At 42.6% G+C, this 17,868-nt stretch carries 12 protein-coding genes; 2 read left to right on the top strand and 10 right to left on the bottom strand.

Annotated elements, in window-relative coordinates; translation table 11 throughout:
- Positions 1 to 164 precede the first annotated feature (164 nt).
- From CD004_RS06255 to CD004_RS06235, 5 genes are all read right to left on the bottom strand, one after another.
- On the bottom strand, positions 165 to 1,712 hold the full coding sequence (locus tag CD004_RS06255; protein WP_324782638.1) for an aldehyde dehydrogenase family protein: 1,548 nt from the start codon (positions 1,710 to 1,712) through the stop codon (positions 165 to 167).
- A 29-nt stretch (positions 1,713 to 1,741) separates the two neighbouring features.
- A complete protein-coding gene (locus tag CD004_RS06250; RefSeq protein ID WP_102261972.1) occupies positions 1,742 to 2,839 on the bottom strand; it encodes an SDR family oxidoreductase in 1,098 nt (365 codons plus the stop codon).
- A gap of 190 nt (positions 2,840 to 3,029) precedes the next feature.
- Entirely contained in the window at positions 3,030 to 6,299 is a 3,270-nt protein-coding gene (locus CD004_RS06245) for an efflux RND transporter permease subunit (RefSeq protein WP_102261971.1), read from the bottom strand.
- Between the two features lie 351 nt (positions 6,300 to 6,650).
- A complete protein-coding gene (locus CD004_RS06240; protein ID WP_102261970.1) occupies positions 6,651 to 8,048 on the bottom strand; it encodes a Na+/H+ antiporter NhaC family protein in 1,398 nt (465 codons plus the stop codon).
- Positions 8,049 to 8,455: 407 nt separating this feature from the next.
- Positions 8,456 to 10,030 (bottom strand): peptide chain release factor 3, encoded by a 1,575-nt coding sequence (locus CD004_RS06235; protein WP_324782930.1) that lies wholly within the window; start codon positions 10,028 to 10,030, stop codon positions 8,456 to 8,458.
- Positions 10,031 to 10,454: 424 nt separating this feature from the next.
- On the opposite strand from CD004_RS06235, the gene CD004_RS06230 reads away from it, so the two are divergent.
- A complete protein-coding gene (locus CD004_RS06230) occupies positions 10,455 to 11,324 on the top strand; it encodes a metal-dependent hydrolase (protein WP_102261968.1) in 870 nt (289 codons plus the stop codon).
- Positions 11,325 to 11,444: 120 nt separating this feature from the next.
- Here the strand turns inward: CD004_RS06230 and CD004_RS06225 are convergent, their stop codons facing one another.
- From CD004_RS06225 to treP, 5 genes are all read right to left on the bottom strand, one after another.
- Positions 11,445 to 11,657, bottom strand: coding sequence for a hypothetical protein (locus CD004_RS06225; protein ID WP_102261967.1), 213 nt, complete (start codon positions 11,655 to 11,657; stop codon positions 11,445 to 11,447).
- A 235-nt stretch (positions 11,658 to 11,892) separates the two neighbouring features.
- Positions 11,893 to 13,074, bottom strand: coding sequence for an alanyl-tRNA editing protein (locus CD004_RS06220; protein ID WP_102261966.1), 1,182 nt, complete (start codon positions 13,072 to 13,074; stop codon positions 11,893 to 11,895).
- Between the two features lie 144 nt (positions 13,075 to 13,218).
- Positions 13,219 to 13,629, bottom strand: coding sequence for a YugN family protein (locus tag CD004_RS06215; protein WP_102261965.1), 411 nt, complete (start codon positions 13,627 to 13,629; stop codon positions 13,219 to 13,221).
- 278 nt (positions 13,630 to 13,907) lie between these two features.
- The gene (treC, locus tag CD004_RS06210; RefSeq protein WP_102261964.1) at positions 13,908 to 15,590 is read right to left on the bottom strand and encodes an alpha,alpha-phosphotrehalase; all 1,683 of its coding nucleotides are present in this window, start codon (positions 15,588 to 15,590) and stop codon (positions 13,908 to 13,910) included.
- A 39-nt stretch (positions 15,591 to 15,629) separates the two neighbouring features.
- Positions 15,630 to 17,036, bottom strand: a complete 1,407-nt coding sequence (gene treP, locus CD004_RS06205; protein ID WP_102261963.1) for a PTS system trehalose-specific EIIBC component — start codon at positions 17,034 to 17,036, stop codon at positions 15,630 to 15,632.
- A gap of 289 nt (positions 17,037 to 17,325) precedes the next feature.
- Between treP and CD004_RS06200 the strand changes: the two genes are divergently transcribed.
- Complete coding sequence (locus tag CD004_RS06200; protein WP_102261962.1) at positions 17,326 to 17,778, top strand: YkvA family protein; 453 nt, start codon at positions 17,326 to 17,328, stop codon at positions 17,776 to 17,778.
- Positions 17,779 to 17,868 lie beyond the last annotated feature (90 nt).

The following is a 17,868-nucleotide window of genomic DNA, read 5'->3' as shown; positions in this document are numbered from 1 at the left end:
TTGTCCAATTTGTGCTTCGAATTATCATTTTTCCAGTTAATTGTTAAATATATTTCGTAAGAATTACTTAATCCAAGTTTCTTAAAAATGATACACAAAGAAACTGAATAGGCATTTGTGGCTAAATTAATAAAAACCGCCCCTAGTACCGGGACGGTTGAATATTATTTGTTACTTTTTAGAAGGGCGATATAGTTTTTAGCAAAAGTTAGCCAATCTCTTTTCTCGGCAAAATAGCTTTTGAATAAATTCAGAAACAAAGGATATTTACCTTTATACGGATACCATTGGATTTCAGATTTCATAAAGCCCATGTCTTCCATGATTGCTTTTTCATGACAGAAGATCCTTAAACCTGCCTCAGAATGATATCGGCCAATGCCGCTTTCCTTGGTTCCCCCAAAAGGAAGACCATGGTTGGCTACAGTAATAAGCACGTCATTGATGACGACAGCTCCGGAAACCAGTTTGGAAGCGACACGACGCGACTTCGCTTTGTCCTGGGTCCAGACACTGGCATTTAATCCATACACGGTTCCATTAGCATATGCTATTGCTTCTTCCTCCGTATCGAATGGGACCACAGGAAGCAATGGGCCGAAAGATTCTTCCTGGATGATTTTCATGTTTTGCTCGACTTCAGTAATGACGGTAAGCGGCAGGAACATGTCTTCCTTCCAATCAGAAGGTTTCAATCCGGTTACCAATTTGGCTCCCTGTTTCAGTGCTTCATCCAGCTGTTCTCTCACCACGTCTTTCTGGGCTGGAAAAGTCATTGACCCAACATCTGAATCTATATCATTTCCCAGCTGAAGAGAATCGACTTCTTTTTTCAATTTTTCAAGGAACTTACCATATATTGATCGTTGCACATATAACCGTTCAGCGCTCATACAAACTTGGCCGCTGTTTGTAAAAGCCCCCCATGTAGCTGCCTTAACTGCTCTATCGAGGTTGGCATCTTCAAATACAATCATCGGATCCTTGCCGCCGAGCTCTAGAGTTGTTGGAATCAAATCCTTCGCAGCCTGCTGCTGGATAATCTTCCCTGTACGGACAGAGCCTGTAAAGAAGATGTAATCTGGCTTCCCCGAAGTGAAAGCAGCACCAACTTCCTTGCCGCCATGAGCCACCTGAACAGTTCCTTCCGGAAATCCTGAGCGCTGAAATAAGTCTTCGATGCATTTTCCAACCAGCGGAGTTACCTCTGATGGCTTGAGGATGACAGAATTACCTCCTGCAAGAGCGCTGATCATCGGCACCATCGCCAGCTGCAGCGGATAATTCCAGGGTGATATTACAAGTACGACACCACGCGGCATATATTCAACAAAGGATTTTTTTCCGATAAGCAATAAAGGTGTTTTAACTTTTTGCCTGCTAAGAACCTTTTCAGCATGATTGATTATATGATCGATTGCATCAAGTGTCGGCATGATATCAGCCACAATTGACTCGGTCAATACCTTGCCCGTATCATCTGAGATGATTTTCGCTATTTCATCCATTTCATCGACCATCAGCTGCTTCAGCTTTCTTAAATATCCGGTACGCTCAGAAATGGCAAGAGTGCTCCAGGTACCAAAAGCCTTCCGCGCCTCTTGATAGAAGAACGGGACTTCATGGACAGGCGTCTCCTCGATTTCGGCAATAACCTCACCTGTCGCTGGTGCCACAACCGACATCTTTTGCACTTCTTCAACTGAATGCACGTTCATTCACCTGCCAATAATTTAAAGTTTTATATAATATTTATTTGGTATTGAGTCTTATGTTTATTTTCTCGATAGAAAGCCGCCATAGCCGCAATCCCTTCCTTGAAATCCGGGCATGTGATCCCTGAATCCTTTAGGTCATCCTGTGCCTGGGATGAGTCGAAATGACCTCTCCATGTAAAATAGTCAAGCGCTTCTTTTTCAACTCCAAGATACCTCCTGAGCACCCGGAAATTGAGCCCTCCTTTTGCCAGCGCCAGTGGTACAGAACCTTTTGGCTGCTTCTTCAACAATTCGTACATCATCATTTCATAAAGCTCAGACACTTTGTATGGTTTGGGATCCGTAAGGTGATATGTTTTTCCTGCTCCTTTATCAGCAAAGGTTAAATAGGTTGTCGCCTCAATAATATAATCCACTGGCACAAGATTGACAACAGTATCGCCTTTACCTAGCTTTGGCAAGAATGGCATGAAGCTGAGGCGGTCGATAAAATTCATGATGAAATACGGGCCATCAAACTTGATGGTCTCTCCTGTTGCTGAATGACCTTTAACAATCCCTGGCCTGATGATGGTGACAGGAATCTCTGACTTCAAGGATTCCACAAGGACTTCAGCTTCATATTTGGTCTCTTCATAGTAGTTTTTGAAACCGGGTGGCTTGATCAATTCATCTTCATACAATATACCTTCACGTTTGCCTGCAACATATCCGGTACTAAAATACGTATAGCGCTTAAGGTTTTTCAAGGTCATCGCCCATGCATTCACGAACCTTGTTCCATCCACATTCACACGGTACGCAATTTCCTTTGAAACCGCGAGGTCATATATAGCTGCCAGGTGGAAGACATGCGTTACAGCTGACTTAAGCTGCGCTTGCTTTTCTTGGTCAATCGCAAGACCTGATATTGTAATATCCCCTTTAATAATCTCGAACTGACTCTCTGACAGACTAAAATCCTGAACGATAGCTGCTCTCTCAGCCTCTGCCTTATCTACCATATTAGGCAACACCAATACATGAATCTTTCCTTTACCATCATTTTTCCGTAAAACTTCTCTAATCAATTGGTTGCTGATGAATCCAGGAAATCCTGTAAAAAAGTACCCGTACTCCATGAATGTCCTCCTCACCGTTAATTAGCTATATTTTAAACGGAAGCGCCTGCATACGCAATTGCTTTGCTGACTATTCTGAAAAATACGATAAATAACGGGGGGGCAATACTTCAAGATAGTTCCTCGTTTTTATAGGAGGTCTATGCCTTCGTAAAAAGAGACCTGGCTAATCTCAGCCAGGTCTCTCGCATTATCTTCTTCTTCTAAAATCCTGATTTGAATCTTCTTCTTCTTTTACGCGCTGAAGGAGCTCTTCTAACATGCCGGCCATTTCTTCTTTCGTGTATTTTCCCTTTTGGAAGTATGTCTGGCCTTCTTCTGTTCCCGTTTCATAATCTGATTCTGTATGCTCTTTTAGCAGATAGGCTGGTACCAGGTGTCCATCTGGTGTCGCATACATTTTATTTCTTCTTCGATAGTCCTTGTCAAAGAAACTATAGACCACTGGAATGACAAACAGCGTCAGGAATGTACTGCTGATCAGGCCTCCAATGACCGTAATTCCCATTGGCTGGTTGATTTCAGTTCCTTCCCCAATGCCTAGCGCGAGTGGAAGAAGTCCAAGAATGGTCGTCAACGCCGTCATCAAGATAGGCCGTGCCCTGTCTTTTACCGAAAGGACAATCGCTTCATGCGGTATCAAACCACGCTCTTTCTTCTGGTTGATATAATCGACGATCACAATCGCATTGTTAACAACGATACCTGCAAGCACAATGATTCCGATAACCACTGTCAAGCTTACTGGTGTTCCCGTTGCCGTCAGCGCCAGTGCGACACCAATTACCATCAGCGGAACCGTGAACATGATGACAAATGGATACTTCAGTGACTCGAACTGGGCTGCCATTACAAGATAGATCAAGATGATTGCCAGAACGAAAGCCAACACAAGATCATCAATTGATGATTCGAGCAGCTCTCTATCTCCACTGAAGACGACTTCAGTTTCTTCTGGTAAATCAAGCTCTTCTATCTTCTCATCCACCTTTTTGGATATATCCCCAAGGTTTGTTGATGACTTGTATTTCATCGTGAATTCAACTGCACCCTGTTGATTGATCCGCTGGATTCTTACCGGGCCGCTGCCGGTTTCAATATTGGCAACCTGGCCAAGGGTAACATAGTTACCATCAGGCTTCTTGATTAAAAGCTTTTTCAGCTCGTCGATATTCTTGGTTACTTCACTGTCATATTCCACATATACACTAAGGATTTCTCCATCTTCACCGGACATTTGTGTTGCCATATCCCCTCGAGTTACGTTGTTAACAATCATGGCAATTTGCGCTGGTGCCAGTCCCTGGGCCAGTGCTTTTTCCCTGTCAACGGTAATCTGGATTTCCTCAACAGTATCATTCTGGCTTGTAGTCAGCTCATTGACATCGTCGAGCTCATTCAGGGATTCATATATTCTATCAACAGACTCATTCAGCCGTTTTTCACTGGAATCGCGAACATTGAAAGTCAGGGTGTTCGGAGCAGATCCGGATGTGGACTGCAAATTAAAACCTAGTTCAGCACTGCTGTTTGCATTTGCCGCGGCTTGCTCCAGCTCTTTTTTTACATCATCGACAAACTGGAAGGTGCTGATTTTCCGTTCTTCAAGCTCATCCATCTTTACATACAATTCACCGACATTGGCATTCGTCGTGCCTCTGAATGAAGCCTCTTGTGTAGTACCAATCAGGCTTACATAAACATCGACCTCTTCTTCATCTTTCAATTTATCTTCAAGAGCAGCCATGACTTTTTGAGTTTCAGAAAGAGCAGCTCCATTTTCGAGATTCACCCTGATGCTGAAAAATCCTTCATCCGTAGGAGGGATAAACTGGGTGCCAACTGTTGTCACTCCATAACCGCCTCCTGCCAGCATCAGCAAAGTGATCAGAATGACAATGAATCGATGGCGAAGTGCCCACCTGATCGATTTTTCCAATCCTCTCAATGAGCCTGAACGCTGCCTTCTCGCTTCGAGATTTTTCTTCGGCGCCTTCAACAGCCTGCTGGCTAACATTGGGACAACGGTCAATGCAACCACCAAGGAAGCAAACAAACTGAATGAAATCGTCAAAGCGAACTCTGTAAACAACTCGCCGATGATACCAGAGATGAAGACAACTGGCAAAAACACTGCTACAGTCGTCAAAGTTGACGCAGTAATGGCAGCTCCTACTTCCTTAGCTCCATCCCTTGCTGCCGTTTTCGGATCCTTGCCCATTGAAAGATGGCGATATATATTTTCGATGACGACGATAGCATTATCCACCAGCATCCCGATTCCGAGTGCCAGTCCCCCAAGGGTCATGATATTCAATGTAAAATCAGCAAAAAACATCAATACGAAGGTAAAGATGACGGAATACGGAATCGCTATCCCGATGATTAGCGGACTCTTCACATTTCTAAGGAAGAAGAACAGAACGGCCATCGCTAGCAATCCCCCGACAATCAGGGAGTTTGAAATATTTCCGATTGCCATTTTGATGTAATCTCCCTGGTCAAAGAGTACCTCCGACTCTATCCCAGCAAATTTATCACGCTCAAGCAATGTCTCCAACTCTTCGAGAAAAGCTTCAGAAACCTCTGCCGTGTTGGCATCCGATTGCTGCAGGACACTCAGCAGTACGGAAGGAGTCTGGTTCGTCCTTGTAATCGTATTATCATCCTGTTTTTGCAGCTCAACAGTTCCAACATCATCTAGCTTGACCTTCTCATTTGTCATCGGATTGTTGAATACTGTCAGGTTCTTTAACGTATCTAATGAATCCAAACTACTGATGATCCTGGTCGTCAGTTCTTTGCCATCTGTCAAAATCGTATCACCAGGCATCGATACATCATTAGCCCTGATCAGGTCTACAATATCGGACTGGCTCAGTTTATAGCTCTTTAACTTTTCCTGGTCAAGTTCCACCCTTACTTCCTGTACGGATGTACCTGATAAATTGACGCTAGCGACTCCTTCGACCTTGGTAAGCTCCAGTTCTAGCTCTTCCGCCAGCTCCCTTAACGCAGATTCATCCTGGCCAGAGCTTAATGATAGCTGGATGACTGGAAATTGAGACGGGTCGAACTTCATGAATCTCGGCTCATTGGCATCATCCGGAATCGGGGTCATATCCAGCCTTTGGATGACCTCATCCTGGATATCATCAATATTGGTTGTCCAGGAAAACTGCATCAGGATTAGGTTGGCACCTTCCTGTGAAGTAGAAGTCATCGTCTTGATTCCCGGCAGCGTTGCCAAATTAGCCTCGAGAGGCTTCGTCACCTTTTCCAAAACTTCCTCAGGACTGGCTCCCTGGTAATTGGTCACGACTACCCCAACAGGCGGATTTATATCCGGGATCAGTTTCAACGGAATCCTCATCAATGAAACAGCCCCAAGAATCAGGACCAAGAACATGGTCACTAATGTAAAAATAGGTCTTCTGATCGAAAAATTACTGATTTTCATACGTTAACTCCTTTCGGCGGTAAAACACAGTGACTGACCGGACGGTTATTATGTACAATCCTTAATATAGTGAAGCACCATGGATAATTCAACTATCCAGTATGCAAATTATAAGAACAATTTTTAACATTTGTTTCCCATAAGCATACCTTTCATTTTAAAGTAAACAAAGGATTATTGAAACTTTTAGATACTAGAATTAACAGCCATTTAAGCTATAAGATAATGTGCCCAACTTAGATGTTTTTTGAGTTTACCGGCACATTATCAGGTTTTATATCCCCAAAATCTTGCATCCACCTGTGTTCCGGGCACATTAGCCGAATTAGTAAGCAACAAAAAAGCGGCAGCTTATGCCACCGCATTTTTCCCTGTCTTCGATAAGGTTATTCCAGTAAATCCTGCTGCAAGTGTCAATAACGGTGACAGCAGACAAAAGAACGCAAATGGAACATAGTCCATCGTGCTGACTCCAAGGACGCTGCTAAGGAAAACGCCACACACACTCCAGGGTACAAGTGGATTGAGTACTGTCCCGGCATCCTCCAGGACACGCGAAAGATTTTTCGGATGCAGCCCAGCTTTTTCGAAGTGGCCAGCAAATGTATTGCCTGTTATAAGAATTGAAAGATATTGCTCACCAATCAAGAAGTTGATCCCAATCGCAGATAAAGCTGTTGAGCCAACGAGAACAGGAACATTTTCCAGCCTGCTGGCAAGCCCTCGCAATAGAGCCGGAAGAACACCAAGCTTGAACAGCAATCCACCCATGCTTAAAGCAAGGAGTACAAGCGAGACTGAAAAGAACATGCTCTCAATCCCCCCGCGGCTCAGCAGGGAATCCAGCTGCTCGTTGCCGCTCTCAGAAACATAGCCTGAATATAAAATTCCCGGAAGCTGGCTCCAGTCATTTTGCGGAACAACCATCAAACTGATCATCATCGCTGAAAGGGTTCCTGCTCCTAGTGTCAAAATTGAAGATACTTTCCTCACCGCAAGTATCGCAATGATAACCAGCGGAATGAGTGAGTACCAGTTAACAAGATTCATCTCCAATAGAGTATTCTGCAAGCTACCAAGCTTTGTAAAATCTGCTGATCCCAGTTCTGGCGACAAGGCCGCAAACATCACAAGTGAAATGAAGAACGCAGGTATCGTCGTCCAGCTCATGTTTTTGATATGCTCAAAAAGATCTACTTTAACAGTTGCAGACGCTAAAACGGTTGTATCCGATAGCGGCGACATTTTATCACCAAGGAATGCGCCCGATACCACTGCACCGGCAGTGATTGCCAATGAAAATCCCAAACTTTCACTAACAGCTATGAACGCTACACCAATTACAGCTGAGGTAGTCAATGAACTGCCAATGCTTAACCCAATAACAGATGTGACAATAAAGACAATCGCATAAAACCACTTTCCAGTCACTAAATCAAATGCGATATATATCAAAGTAGGAATGGTACCAGCAGCAATCCAGCTGCTGACAAGCATCCCAATGAAGAAAAAAATCAATACAGCTCCCAGGCCTGCCCTGGCACCCTCAATCATACTATTTTCTAGTTCGTCCATCTTGATTTTTTTAAACAAACCATAAATTATCATTGACCCGATACCGATCAGGACCGGAATGTGCGGCATTAGTTCAAGTTTTATCATGCCATAACCGATCCCCGTCAGAAGCAATAAAATAACAGCAGCAGCCTCAGAAGTTTTCAGTTCGGTTGATTGGCTTTGGTTTAACATGATGATTCCCCCAATTAGTAGTAAAGTACAAACAGCTCCTCTGCATCTAGGGACGAAGGAGCTCCGCGGTACCACCCTAATTGGCAAATAATAAGATTTGCCCACTTCATTAACAGTGCCTGATCACGACAGGTGTAATTCAAATCAGCCATTGCCTGGATTTTCAGCAACCATCCAGTTTCTTTTTGCTGCTTATGGAGATTCTACTAGTTTCTGCCGGCACTAAGTATATAACTTTTATACTTAAACGCTTTTATGCATAAAAGCGATATAGAATAATATTAATATAGTATCTGATTTGGAAAATGTCAATAGATTGTACTAAATAAAATGAAATCAGTGCCCGGACAGACCTGATATTTTTTAATATAAAAAGAGCCGGCATTCAACAATACCGGCTCAAACTTTTATGAAGCATCCATAGGATTATAAAGTTTTACTTCAGGATTCTTGTCCTGGAACCACCTTAAGGCGAATTCGTTCTCGAATAAGAATACTTTTTTGTCATAACGGTCAGTGACAAGCAGACTCCTCGAGCTGGACAGGTTTTCGTTCACATCGTCGCCTTCGATCCAGCGGGCAATCTTGGAACCCTGTCTTTCCATGAGGACCTCTACATTATATTCGTTGCGCATCCTTGCTTCGAATACTTCGAATTGGAGCTGTCCGACGGCACCAAGAAGGTACTCTTCCGTCTTCAATGTCTTGAAAAGCTGGATGGCTCCTTCCTGGACAAGCTGTTGGATTCCTTTATGGAAATGTTTTTGCTTCATGACATTCTTTGCTGAAACCCTTACGAAAAGTTCTGGTGTAAACTGTGGAAGCTTTTCATACAGGAATCCTTCCTTGCCAGAAACAATCGTATCACCAATCTGGTATGTGCCCGGGTCGTAAAGACCGATGATGTCACCTGCAACTGCTTCCTCAACAGTACTGCGATCATCAGCCATGAACTGTGTAGACTGCGCAAGCTTCATTGATTTTCCTGTACGGCTAAGCTGGACGGTCATTCCTCGTTCAAACTTGCCTGAGCAGATGCGCAGGAAGGCAATTCTGTCGCGATGTGCCGGGTTCATGTTTGCCTGGATTTTAAAGATAAAGCCAGAAAACTCCTCTGATTGCGGATCAATTTCCCCTGCAGTCGAATTCCTCGGCTGTGGCTCCGGTGCAAATTGCAGATAGGAATCAAGGAATGTCTGGACGCCAAAAGTCGTCAGGGCGCTTCCAAAAAATACAGGTGTCAATGTTCCATCTGAAATCCGATCTTTTGAAAATTCATTTCCCGCTTCATCCAACAGCATGATTTCTTCTAAAGTCTGGTCGTATAGTGAAGACTCTTTCAGTGAATGCTCACCCTCTATTTCTCCTTCTTCGTTCAATTGAACAAAGCGTTTGTCCTCATCTACACGGAACTGTTCAATCCGGTTGTTGAATCGGTCATAGATCCCAAGGAACTCCTTGCCCATGCCAATCGGCCAATTCATTGGATAAGATTCAATCCCAAGCACTTCTTCCAATTCAGCTAGCAGCTCAAGAGGGGCTTTACCCTGGCGATCAAGCTTGTTGATAAAGGTAAAGATCGGAATTCCTCTCATACGGCAAACCTTGAAAAGCTTGAGAGTCTGATCCTCGATACCCTTTGCTGAATCTATGATCATCACGGCACTGTCGACCGCAGTTAACGTTCTATACGTGTCCTCAGAGAAATCCTGGTGGCCTGGTGTGTCAAGAATGTTCACCTTAAAGCCATCATAATCGAATTGCATGACACTTGAGGTAACGGAGATTCCACGCTGCTTCTCAATTTCCATCCAGTCACTTGTCGCAAACTTCCCTGTCTTCTTAGCTTTTACCGTACCAGCATCACGGATTGCACCGCCGAACAGCAACAGCTTTTCCGTAAGCGTCGTTTTCCCGGCATCCGGGTGGGAAATAATCGCAAACGTTCTTCGCGATTGTACTTCATCTTTTAATTTTTTCATCATTAAATGTTTCCTTTCTGTTTAAAGGCAAAATTCTTCATAGAAAAGCGCAAGCGCCTTGGTTAGCCCCGACAAGCGTTGGAGGGCCGACCATTGAAGTCGTTTTTTGACTTCATTGGGCGGACAGAAATCGAAAAGTTTAGCCAACTGTCCAGAAACACAGAAACTGGAGACTCCGACAAAGAAGCGCTTTTTTGCTTCTGCCGGCGGAGTTGAAGTTTCGGAGTTTCTAGGAGGCGACACTAGACAAACGTCTCGAGGGGCTAGGCGCTGGAGCTGGACAATTCTCGAGTTGAAAAATCCATTCTTTTTTACTATAAATTTAATCTTATCTTTCTGGCGTTAAGTTTGCAATCCTGCAAATGCATATCAGAACTTTTAAATATTTTCCTTTACCGTTTATAATATTTTCAGGAGGTGCACCATGGATTCAGTTACGCATACACTTTTCGGTTTAGCCTTGTATGGCGCCGTTGATAAAAAAGATATGGAAAAATCGCAGAAGCGTGCTTATTTATTAACCGCGGTCGGTGCAAGCCAGATCCCGGACATCGATGTCATTTCACAGCTGTGGGATAATGATGGACTTTACCAGATGTGGCATCGAGGCATCACCCATTCAATTTTCCTGACACCATTGTGGGCCGCTTTATTTATTCTACTATCTTTCCTTCTATTTAAAGTAAAAGATGTAAAACTTTTTTTCCTTGGATGGCTGGCAGTCATCATCCATAATACAAGTGATTTATTCAACGCCTGGGGAACTGGCTATCTCGAACCATTTTCTAATATAAGAATCACATTTGGGACAATCCCCATCATTGATTTCGTTTTCTGGGTGATTCTCGGAACTGCATTTATTGCGTCAAAGTTTAATAAGGTAAAAAGTCCATCCTACTTTAAACTTGCATGGGTCTTTATTGCTCTGCACGTCGTTACCCAAAGTGTCCAGGGCTGGATGCTTTATAATCAATATGAGGACGATTATGAACAGATTGCACTTTCTGCTGGCTTCATTCCATGGACATATACAGTGATCGCCAAAAATGAAGGTGAAGTTAACATTTATCAGGATAATCTCTTCTCAGAAAGAGAGCTACAATATGAGCTTACTTCCGCAGAGGATACAGATCTCAATGTATTATTCTCTGAAAAACCTGAAGCTAAGACGCTTACTGAATGGTCCCCATTTGTCGTGATCGTTGACGATGGAGATAGAATAGGAGTCTACGATCCACGCTTTTACCGAAACGGACAATCCTTCCTGTTCGAATACATTGATAAAACTCAATGAAGGAAGAAAAGCGCAAGCCCCTTGGTAAGCCCCGACCAGCGCTGACTATTATGTGTAGTTATTTTAAACAAGATAAAAAGAGCAGCCAGAGGTTTTAATCTGGCTGCTCTTGCTTATCCATTACATCTTCGTTGCTATATCATCCATCATTTCATCTATTGTGACAGTAACCTCATTCGTTTTCCTTGCTACAGCAATAGTGAATTCCAATAACTCTTTATATTTTTCTACCGGAATCATTGAATTCGTCTTCTCGTATTCATTCACTTTAAGACCGAGATTTTGCAGGATCATGATTGCCTCTTCTACAGACCCTTTTTCAACTTCAAACATTCTGATTCCCCCTATTTCTCTGATTGAATTCCATTATGAGGGAGTTAAACCTATTTTTAAATGGTAAAACTTTCATTAATAACCAATCAATCTGTAAAAATTAGGTTGAAAGTCGGTCTTTTTTTATTCTCCTTGTTATTAGGCATCAAATGCCCAGTTTTTTTGATGAAATCACCACTTAAGAACTAGAACTTTTTTCCTTGTTGTAGTTGTGGTTCTTCATATATCATTCGGATTATTGGATAATTCCGGTAACCTTCTGGATGAATTCCTCACCTGACATCCATTTGCCCCCACCTTGAACAAGAGTATCGTTACCTCCACCCTTACCATCAATTATGGAAAGTGCCCTTTGTGATAATCCCTTCAAGTCGCCTTCTGTTTTCTTACCTTTTGCAAAAACGAATTGAAGCTTTTCCTCATTTTCAGACGCAAGCAAGAATACCTTATCTTCAGCAGTTGAAACGAGCAGCCTGGCCAGCTTTTGAAGTTCTTGGATGTCCCTGTTATTAAATACGCGCCTGACCATATCATTCTTTCCTGATTCAATTATCTCGTTTGCTTCAAATTTTAATAATTGATCCTTCATTTCCTCAATAGTTTTTTCAAGTTCTTTCTTTTGGGCAAGAAGTCTATTTACTGATGAACTCATATCCTGTTCTGGTGCATTGAGCAGGGCTGTGAGTTCCTTGATGACCTCATGCTTTTGGCCAAGCTTGTTCAGCACCCTTTTACCACAAACAAACTCAACACGCACCATTTTCTTTTGCCTTTCCCATCCCAGGATTTTCAATGATCCGATCTCGGCAGTGCTGTTTGGATGTGTGCCGCCGCAGCCATTGTAGTCAAAGTTTGGTATTATGACGAGCCTGATGTTATTAGATACGGATAATTCTTTCCTGAGTCTGTATTGCTTCAGTTCCTCTTCATCCACCCATTTAGTGACGATTGGGCGGTTTTCGAGAATCACCTGATTAGCTAGCTCTTCCACCTTTGCGGCCTCATCTGTTGAAAGATTTTCTGTATCCAAGTCTATTGTCAGTGTATCTTTACCAAGATGGAAACTGATCGTTTTATATCCATACAAATCCTCGAACGAAGCGGAAAGAATATGCTGTCCAGCATGCTGCTGCATATGGTCAAATCTGCGATCCCATTCAATTTCCGCTTCAACAGGATTTCCTTCCGCCAATTTCCCCTTTATATAATGGCGGATTTCCCCATTAACTTCCTCAACAGCCACTACTTCTACGCCGTTTAAGAATCCGGTATCGAATGGCTGACCACCACCTGTCGGGTAAAAAGCTGTCTGAGAAAGGATGCAGTATATCCTCCCAGATTCGTCTTCTTTTTGCGCAGTCAGCTCCGCAGAGAATTTTTTCATGTATGCATCGTGATAATATAATTTGTTTTTCATGGCAATCTTCACACTCCGAAATAAAACTTATGCTTACCAGTATAGCATTTTTTCGAAGTAAGCAGACGCTTGGGCTAAATCGAAAAACAGGCAAAATCTACAGAAAAACAGCTTCCTATATACTGGGAAGCTGCTGGTGTTTTACTATAACGTTCCTAAGGCATTCTCGGCCTTGCTGATCAGTGTCTTTCCTCGTTCCACAAGTCCTTTGGGGAAAGGAGCATCCTTGTCTTCAGGCGATTTAAATTGGTTGAAAGAACCGGACACTGCTCCGATGTTACCTTCCTGATCAACATCGGTCTGGAATTGATGATCAAGCAGGAAAGGCGTTCCTATCTCGACAAATGTGCCATCATCATCCAACGGACCACCAGTCGACTTGAATGGGATCCGAACATACTGCCGGTCACCATGGTCGTCGTTCATCTTGTAATCGATATATGCATGGTCATATTCCCACTGACCATTCACATTGAACCCAAGTGGTCCGAGCTTTTGTTTCAATTCACCGACAGTGAGCTCTTTTCCGTTTATATTAGATTGAATTGGAATCATAGAGAAAACCTCATTTCTGTATGGATTAGTTATATTAACTTTTTCCACCACGAAAAGGTCATCAAACATCCAGCAGCACACTGGGAAATACAATTCGATTTTCTAATCACTACGAAATGAACGATAATCACTACATTTACCGCTATAATCACTACGAAAAAAGGCATTATCACTACGTTTTAAGCTATAATCACTACGAAGTCAGTCATAATCACTACTTTTTACAAAAATAGTAAATAAAGTAGAGACCTCTACTGAGGCCTCTACTTGTAATTCTTTTAAGTTAGATGATAAACAACTGATTCATACGGTCGCAGGTTAATTCGCGAAATATCCTCACTTGGATCCGCATAGTTGGAAAGTAATATTTCAACCTTATAGCCATCAGCGTCTACCGAATCAGGCAATTCAAAGACAGTATCTTTTCCATAAAAATTATTCACGACAAGCAGTTTTTCATTTTGCGCGTTCCTAACATATGCAAAAATGTCCGGATGTTCTTCATGGATAAGCTGATAGTCACCATATGTGATGATGTCATACTGTTTCCTCAGTTGAATCAGCTTTTTATAATGATAGAACACTGAATTTTCATCAGCGAGCGCATTTTCAACATTCACAGTCTGATAATTCCTGGCAACATCGATCCATGGAGTCCCGCTTGTAAAACCTGCATGCTTTTCTCCATTCCACTGTACAGGCGTTCTGGAGTTATCACGTGACTTACTCTGCAGAATCTTAAGGATTTCCTCCTTGGACATGCCTTTTTCCATTTTGATTTTATAGATATTCAAGGATTCAACATCACGATAATCCTCTATCCTATCAAAATAAGGATTGGTCATGCCGATTTCTTCGCCCTGATAAATATAAGGTGTCCCTTGCATCATGTGGACTGCAGTACCAAGCATTTTCGCCGATTCGCGGTGATATTCCCCATCATTACCATATCGGGAAACAACTCTCGGCTGGTCATGATTACACCAGAACAAAGCGTTCCATCCCCCGCCCTCATGCATTTCTTTTTGCCATAAAGATAAAATTCGTTTAAGGGCAAGGAAATCAAAATCGGCAAGAGTCCACTTGTCGCCATTTTCATAGTCGACCTTTAAATGATGGAAGTTAAACGTCATGCTTAATTCGTTCCGTTCTGGGTTCGAGTATTTAATGCAGTTTTCGATGGTTGTGGAAGACATCTCGCCGACCGTCATGCTGTCATATTTAGATAGAACTTCACGATTCATTTCCTGCAAATACTCATGCACTTTTGGACCATCTGTGTAAAATTTCCGGCCGTCTCCCGGAGGTACCGAGCCATCATCATCAAGGAAATCCTGATCCTTTGAAATAAGGTTAATAACATCAAGCCTGAAGCCATCAATGCCTTTCTTGAACCAATAATGCATCATCTCGTATACATCATTGCGGAGCTCCTCATTTTCCCAATTTAAATCGGCCTGGGTCACATCGAATAAATGAAGGTAGTATTGTCCTGTTGTCTCATCATACTCCCATGCATTCCCGCCGAACTTTGATTCCCAATTGGTCGGTGCACTGCCGTCTTCCTTTGGGTCTTTCCAAATATAATAGTTTCGGTAACGGCTACCCTTGGATTTCAGGGCATCCTGGAACCACTCATGCTCAGTTGATGAGTGGTTCACTACTAAGTCCATGATAATCTTGATGCCGCGCATATGTGATTCTTCTAGAAGACGGTCGAAGTCTTCCATCGTCCCGTATTCTTCATAAATATGATAATAATCTCTAATATCGTATCCATTATCCCGCTGCGGTGAATCATAAACCGGCGTCAGCCAGATTACATCCACCCCCAGCTCCTTCAAATAATCAAGCTTGGCGATAATCCCCGGCAGATCGCCTGTTCCATTGCCAGTTGTATCATAAAAACTCTTTGGATAGATTTGATAGACAACCGACTTTTTCCACCATGGTTCAGTCATAATAAAACATCCACCTCCATCAGGATTCTCTAGTTGCGATTAAGCTTCTTTTTTCTTTCTTGTTTTTGCCATAATGAATGTCAGTACGAATGGTACGACAAGCGCGATTCCCATCCCAATGAAGAAAACACCCCAGAACTCAGTGAAGATGGATAGGAAAGCAGGCAATCCGCCAACACCAATCGATGGTGCCATGACTCCGCGAAGGGTGATGACAATTCCAGCGATTGCTGAACCGATGATCGCTGCGATAAATGGATATCTGTAGCGCAGGTTCACACCGAACATTGCTGGTTCGGTAATTCCCAACCATGCTGAAATCGCTGATGTCATTGAAAGGCCTTTTAACTTTTCATTGTCCTTGTCAGCAAACATCATGGCAAAAGCTGCTGAGCCCTGTGCGATATTAGAAAGAGCTACCATCGGCCATAGGAATGTACCGCCGATTGTTCCTATCAATTGTAAATCCACTGCCAGGAAGGTATGGTGCATACCTGTGATAACAAGCGGTGCATAAAGACCGCCATAGACCAATCCGCCAATAGCAGGTGCTGCATCAAAAATTCCAACAACGCCATCAGTAATCGCATTCCCAATCGCGAAAGTAATTGGCCCAATCACGATGAACGATAGGAATCCTGTTACCAATAAAGCTATTGGGGCAACGGTCAACAACTGGAATGCATCAGGTATCCGTTTGCGCAAAAAGATTTCCATTTTCGCCAGTACATATGAAGCTAGCAATACAGGCAATACCTGGCCTTGATATCCTACCTTCTCAACTGTCAGTCCAAACAGATTCCATGTAGGAATTTCTTTTGCTGCCCCGTAACCCCATGCATTCAGCAAGTCAGGATGTACAAGCATGAGTCCCAAAACAATACCAAGAAGCGGGCTTCCGCCAAATTTATTTACCGCACTCCAACCAATTAAACCTGGCAGGAATACGAAGGCTGTATTTGCAATTAAATTAATAATGCTGGCAAAATCGGCCCATCCGGTATAAACGTCAATAAATGCCTGGCCTTCAAAAAAGATGTCCTTTCCAGTCAGGATATTATTGATCCCCATCAACAAACCAGCAGTAACAATCGCTGGAAGGATTGGAATGAAGATATCTGCCAGCGTCTTGATTGCCCTTTGAAGAGGATTCAAGTTTTGGGCTGCAGCATCTTTTATTTCTTCTTTTGAAGCTTCCCCAATTCCGGTAATCGCAACCATTTCTGCGTATACCTTGTCAACAAGCCCCTGTCCAATAACGACCTGGTATTGTCCATTTGCGGAAAAAGATCCTTTTACAAGATCAATATTCTCCAGCTTTTCCTTATCCACTTTTCCTTCATCCTTCAAGGCAAAACGCAGCCTTGTAACACAGTGAGTGGCACCGGCAATGTTTTCTTTGCCTCCAACAGCTTCAACAATTTGTTCAACTGCCTGTCGATCCATAATTACTCTCCTCCTGTTACCGTTTTCATTAACTATTAAAAAAATTGCTATCAACTCTAAAAACTTGTATATACATGTTGTTTACGTTTTCATTTTACTTGTATATACATGAATAGTCAACTATTTTTAATCCTCCTTTAAAATTCCCAAAACAATTGATTTCAAACAGCGATTCGACTTGCATGGGCTGTCTGGGCAAAATTTTACCAGTTGCTAGAGATGTTTTGTTAAAAGCAGTGATAGGGTAAAAATAAGAGATAAGGAATTTTAGCAGGAAGGGTGTTTTGAAATGTTAGGCACAAAAAAACTCGAAGAAGGGTACAAAAAGTTTGAATCCAAGGCAAAAGAATATATAAAAAAACCTGAAAAAACTGATGTTTTATTGAAGGATGCCGGTAAAAAGGCTGATGATCATAAAGGGTCTCTTGCGGAAATTTGGGACAACCTGCAGCTGCTGTTTGATTTAGTTGGGGCCTGGCGTCGAGGAGAGTATCGAAAAATCCCCACAAGATCCATCGTGACCATCATCGCTTCGATTATTTATTTTGTGTCTCCCATCGATTTAGTTCCCGATTTCCTTATTGGGCTCGGAATCGTCGATGATGCGGCCGTAATCGGATTTGTTTTAAAACAAATCAGTGTGGATTTAGAAAGATTCCGTATTTGGAGGGTGAGTCATCCAGCGAGCAATACAATCATTGAAGAAATCCCCCTTGAAAAAGATACGCAAAGCCTGAATTAGCCCGATTTTTAACGGGCTTTTTTATTGGGAAAATTCGAATTCTTAAACTAGGTCGAAAGTGGGCTTTTAGGGAATAAACACTTTGTCCTA

Source organism: Mesobacillus jeotgali, from assembly GCF_002874535.1.
In the GTDB taxonomy this organism is placed as follows: Bacteria; Bacillota; Bacilli; order Bacillales; family Cytobacillaceae; genus Mesobacillus; species Mesobacillus jeotgali.
The sequence above is the reverse complement of the archived record's forward strand: the minus strand, read 5'-3'. Positions and strand labels throughout refer to the sequence as shown.

Excerpts from the sequence above, each read along its gene's own strand:
- CD004_RS06220 (WP_102261966.1), bottom strand. The coding sequence starts at position 13,074 with ATGAAAAACAAATTATATTATCACGATGCATACATGAAAAAATTCTCT.
- CD004_RS06215 (WP_102261965.1), bottom strand. The coding sequence starts at position 13,629 with ATGATTCCAATTCAATCTAATATAAACGGAAAAGAGCTCACTGTCGGT.
- CD004_RS06250 (WP_102261972.1), bottom strand. The coding sequence starts at position 2,839 with ATGGAGTACGGGTACTTTTTTACAGGATTTCCTGGATTCATCAGCAAC.
- CD004_RS06240 (WP_102261970.1), bottom strand. The coding sequence starts at position 8,048 with ATGTTAAACCAAAGCCAATCAACCGAACTGAAAACTTCTGAGGCTGCT.
- CD004_RS06225 (WP_102261967.1), bottom strand. The coding sequence starts at position 11,657 with ATGTTTGAAGTTGAAAAAGGGTCTGTAGAAGAGGCAATCATGATCCTG.
- CD004_RS06230 (WP_102261968.1), top strand. The coding sequence starts at position 10,455 with ATGGATTCAGTTACGCATACACTTTTCGGTTTAGCCTTGTATGGCGCC.
- treC (WP_102261964.1), bottom strand. The coding sequence starts at position 15,590 with ATGACTGAACCATGGTGGAAAAAGTCGGTTGTCTATCAAATCTATCCA.
- CD004_RS06235 (WP_324782930.1), bottom strand. The coding sequence starts at position 10,030 with ATGAAAAAATTAAAAGATGAAGTACAATCGCGAAGAACGTTTGCGATT.
- CD004_RS06200 (WP_102261962.1), top strand. The coding sequence starts at position 17,326 with ATGTTAGGCACAAAAAAACTCGAAGAAGGGTACAAAAAGTTTGAATCC.
- CD004_RS06245 (WP_102261971.1), bottom strand. The coding sequence starts at position 6,299 with ATGAAAATCAGTAATTTTTCGATCAGAAGACCTATTTTTACATTAGTG.
- treP (WP_102261963.1), bottom strand. The coding sequence starts at position 17,036 with ATGGATCGACAGGCAGTTGAACAAATTGTTGAAGCTGTTGGAGGCAAA.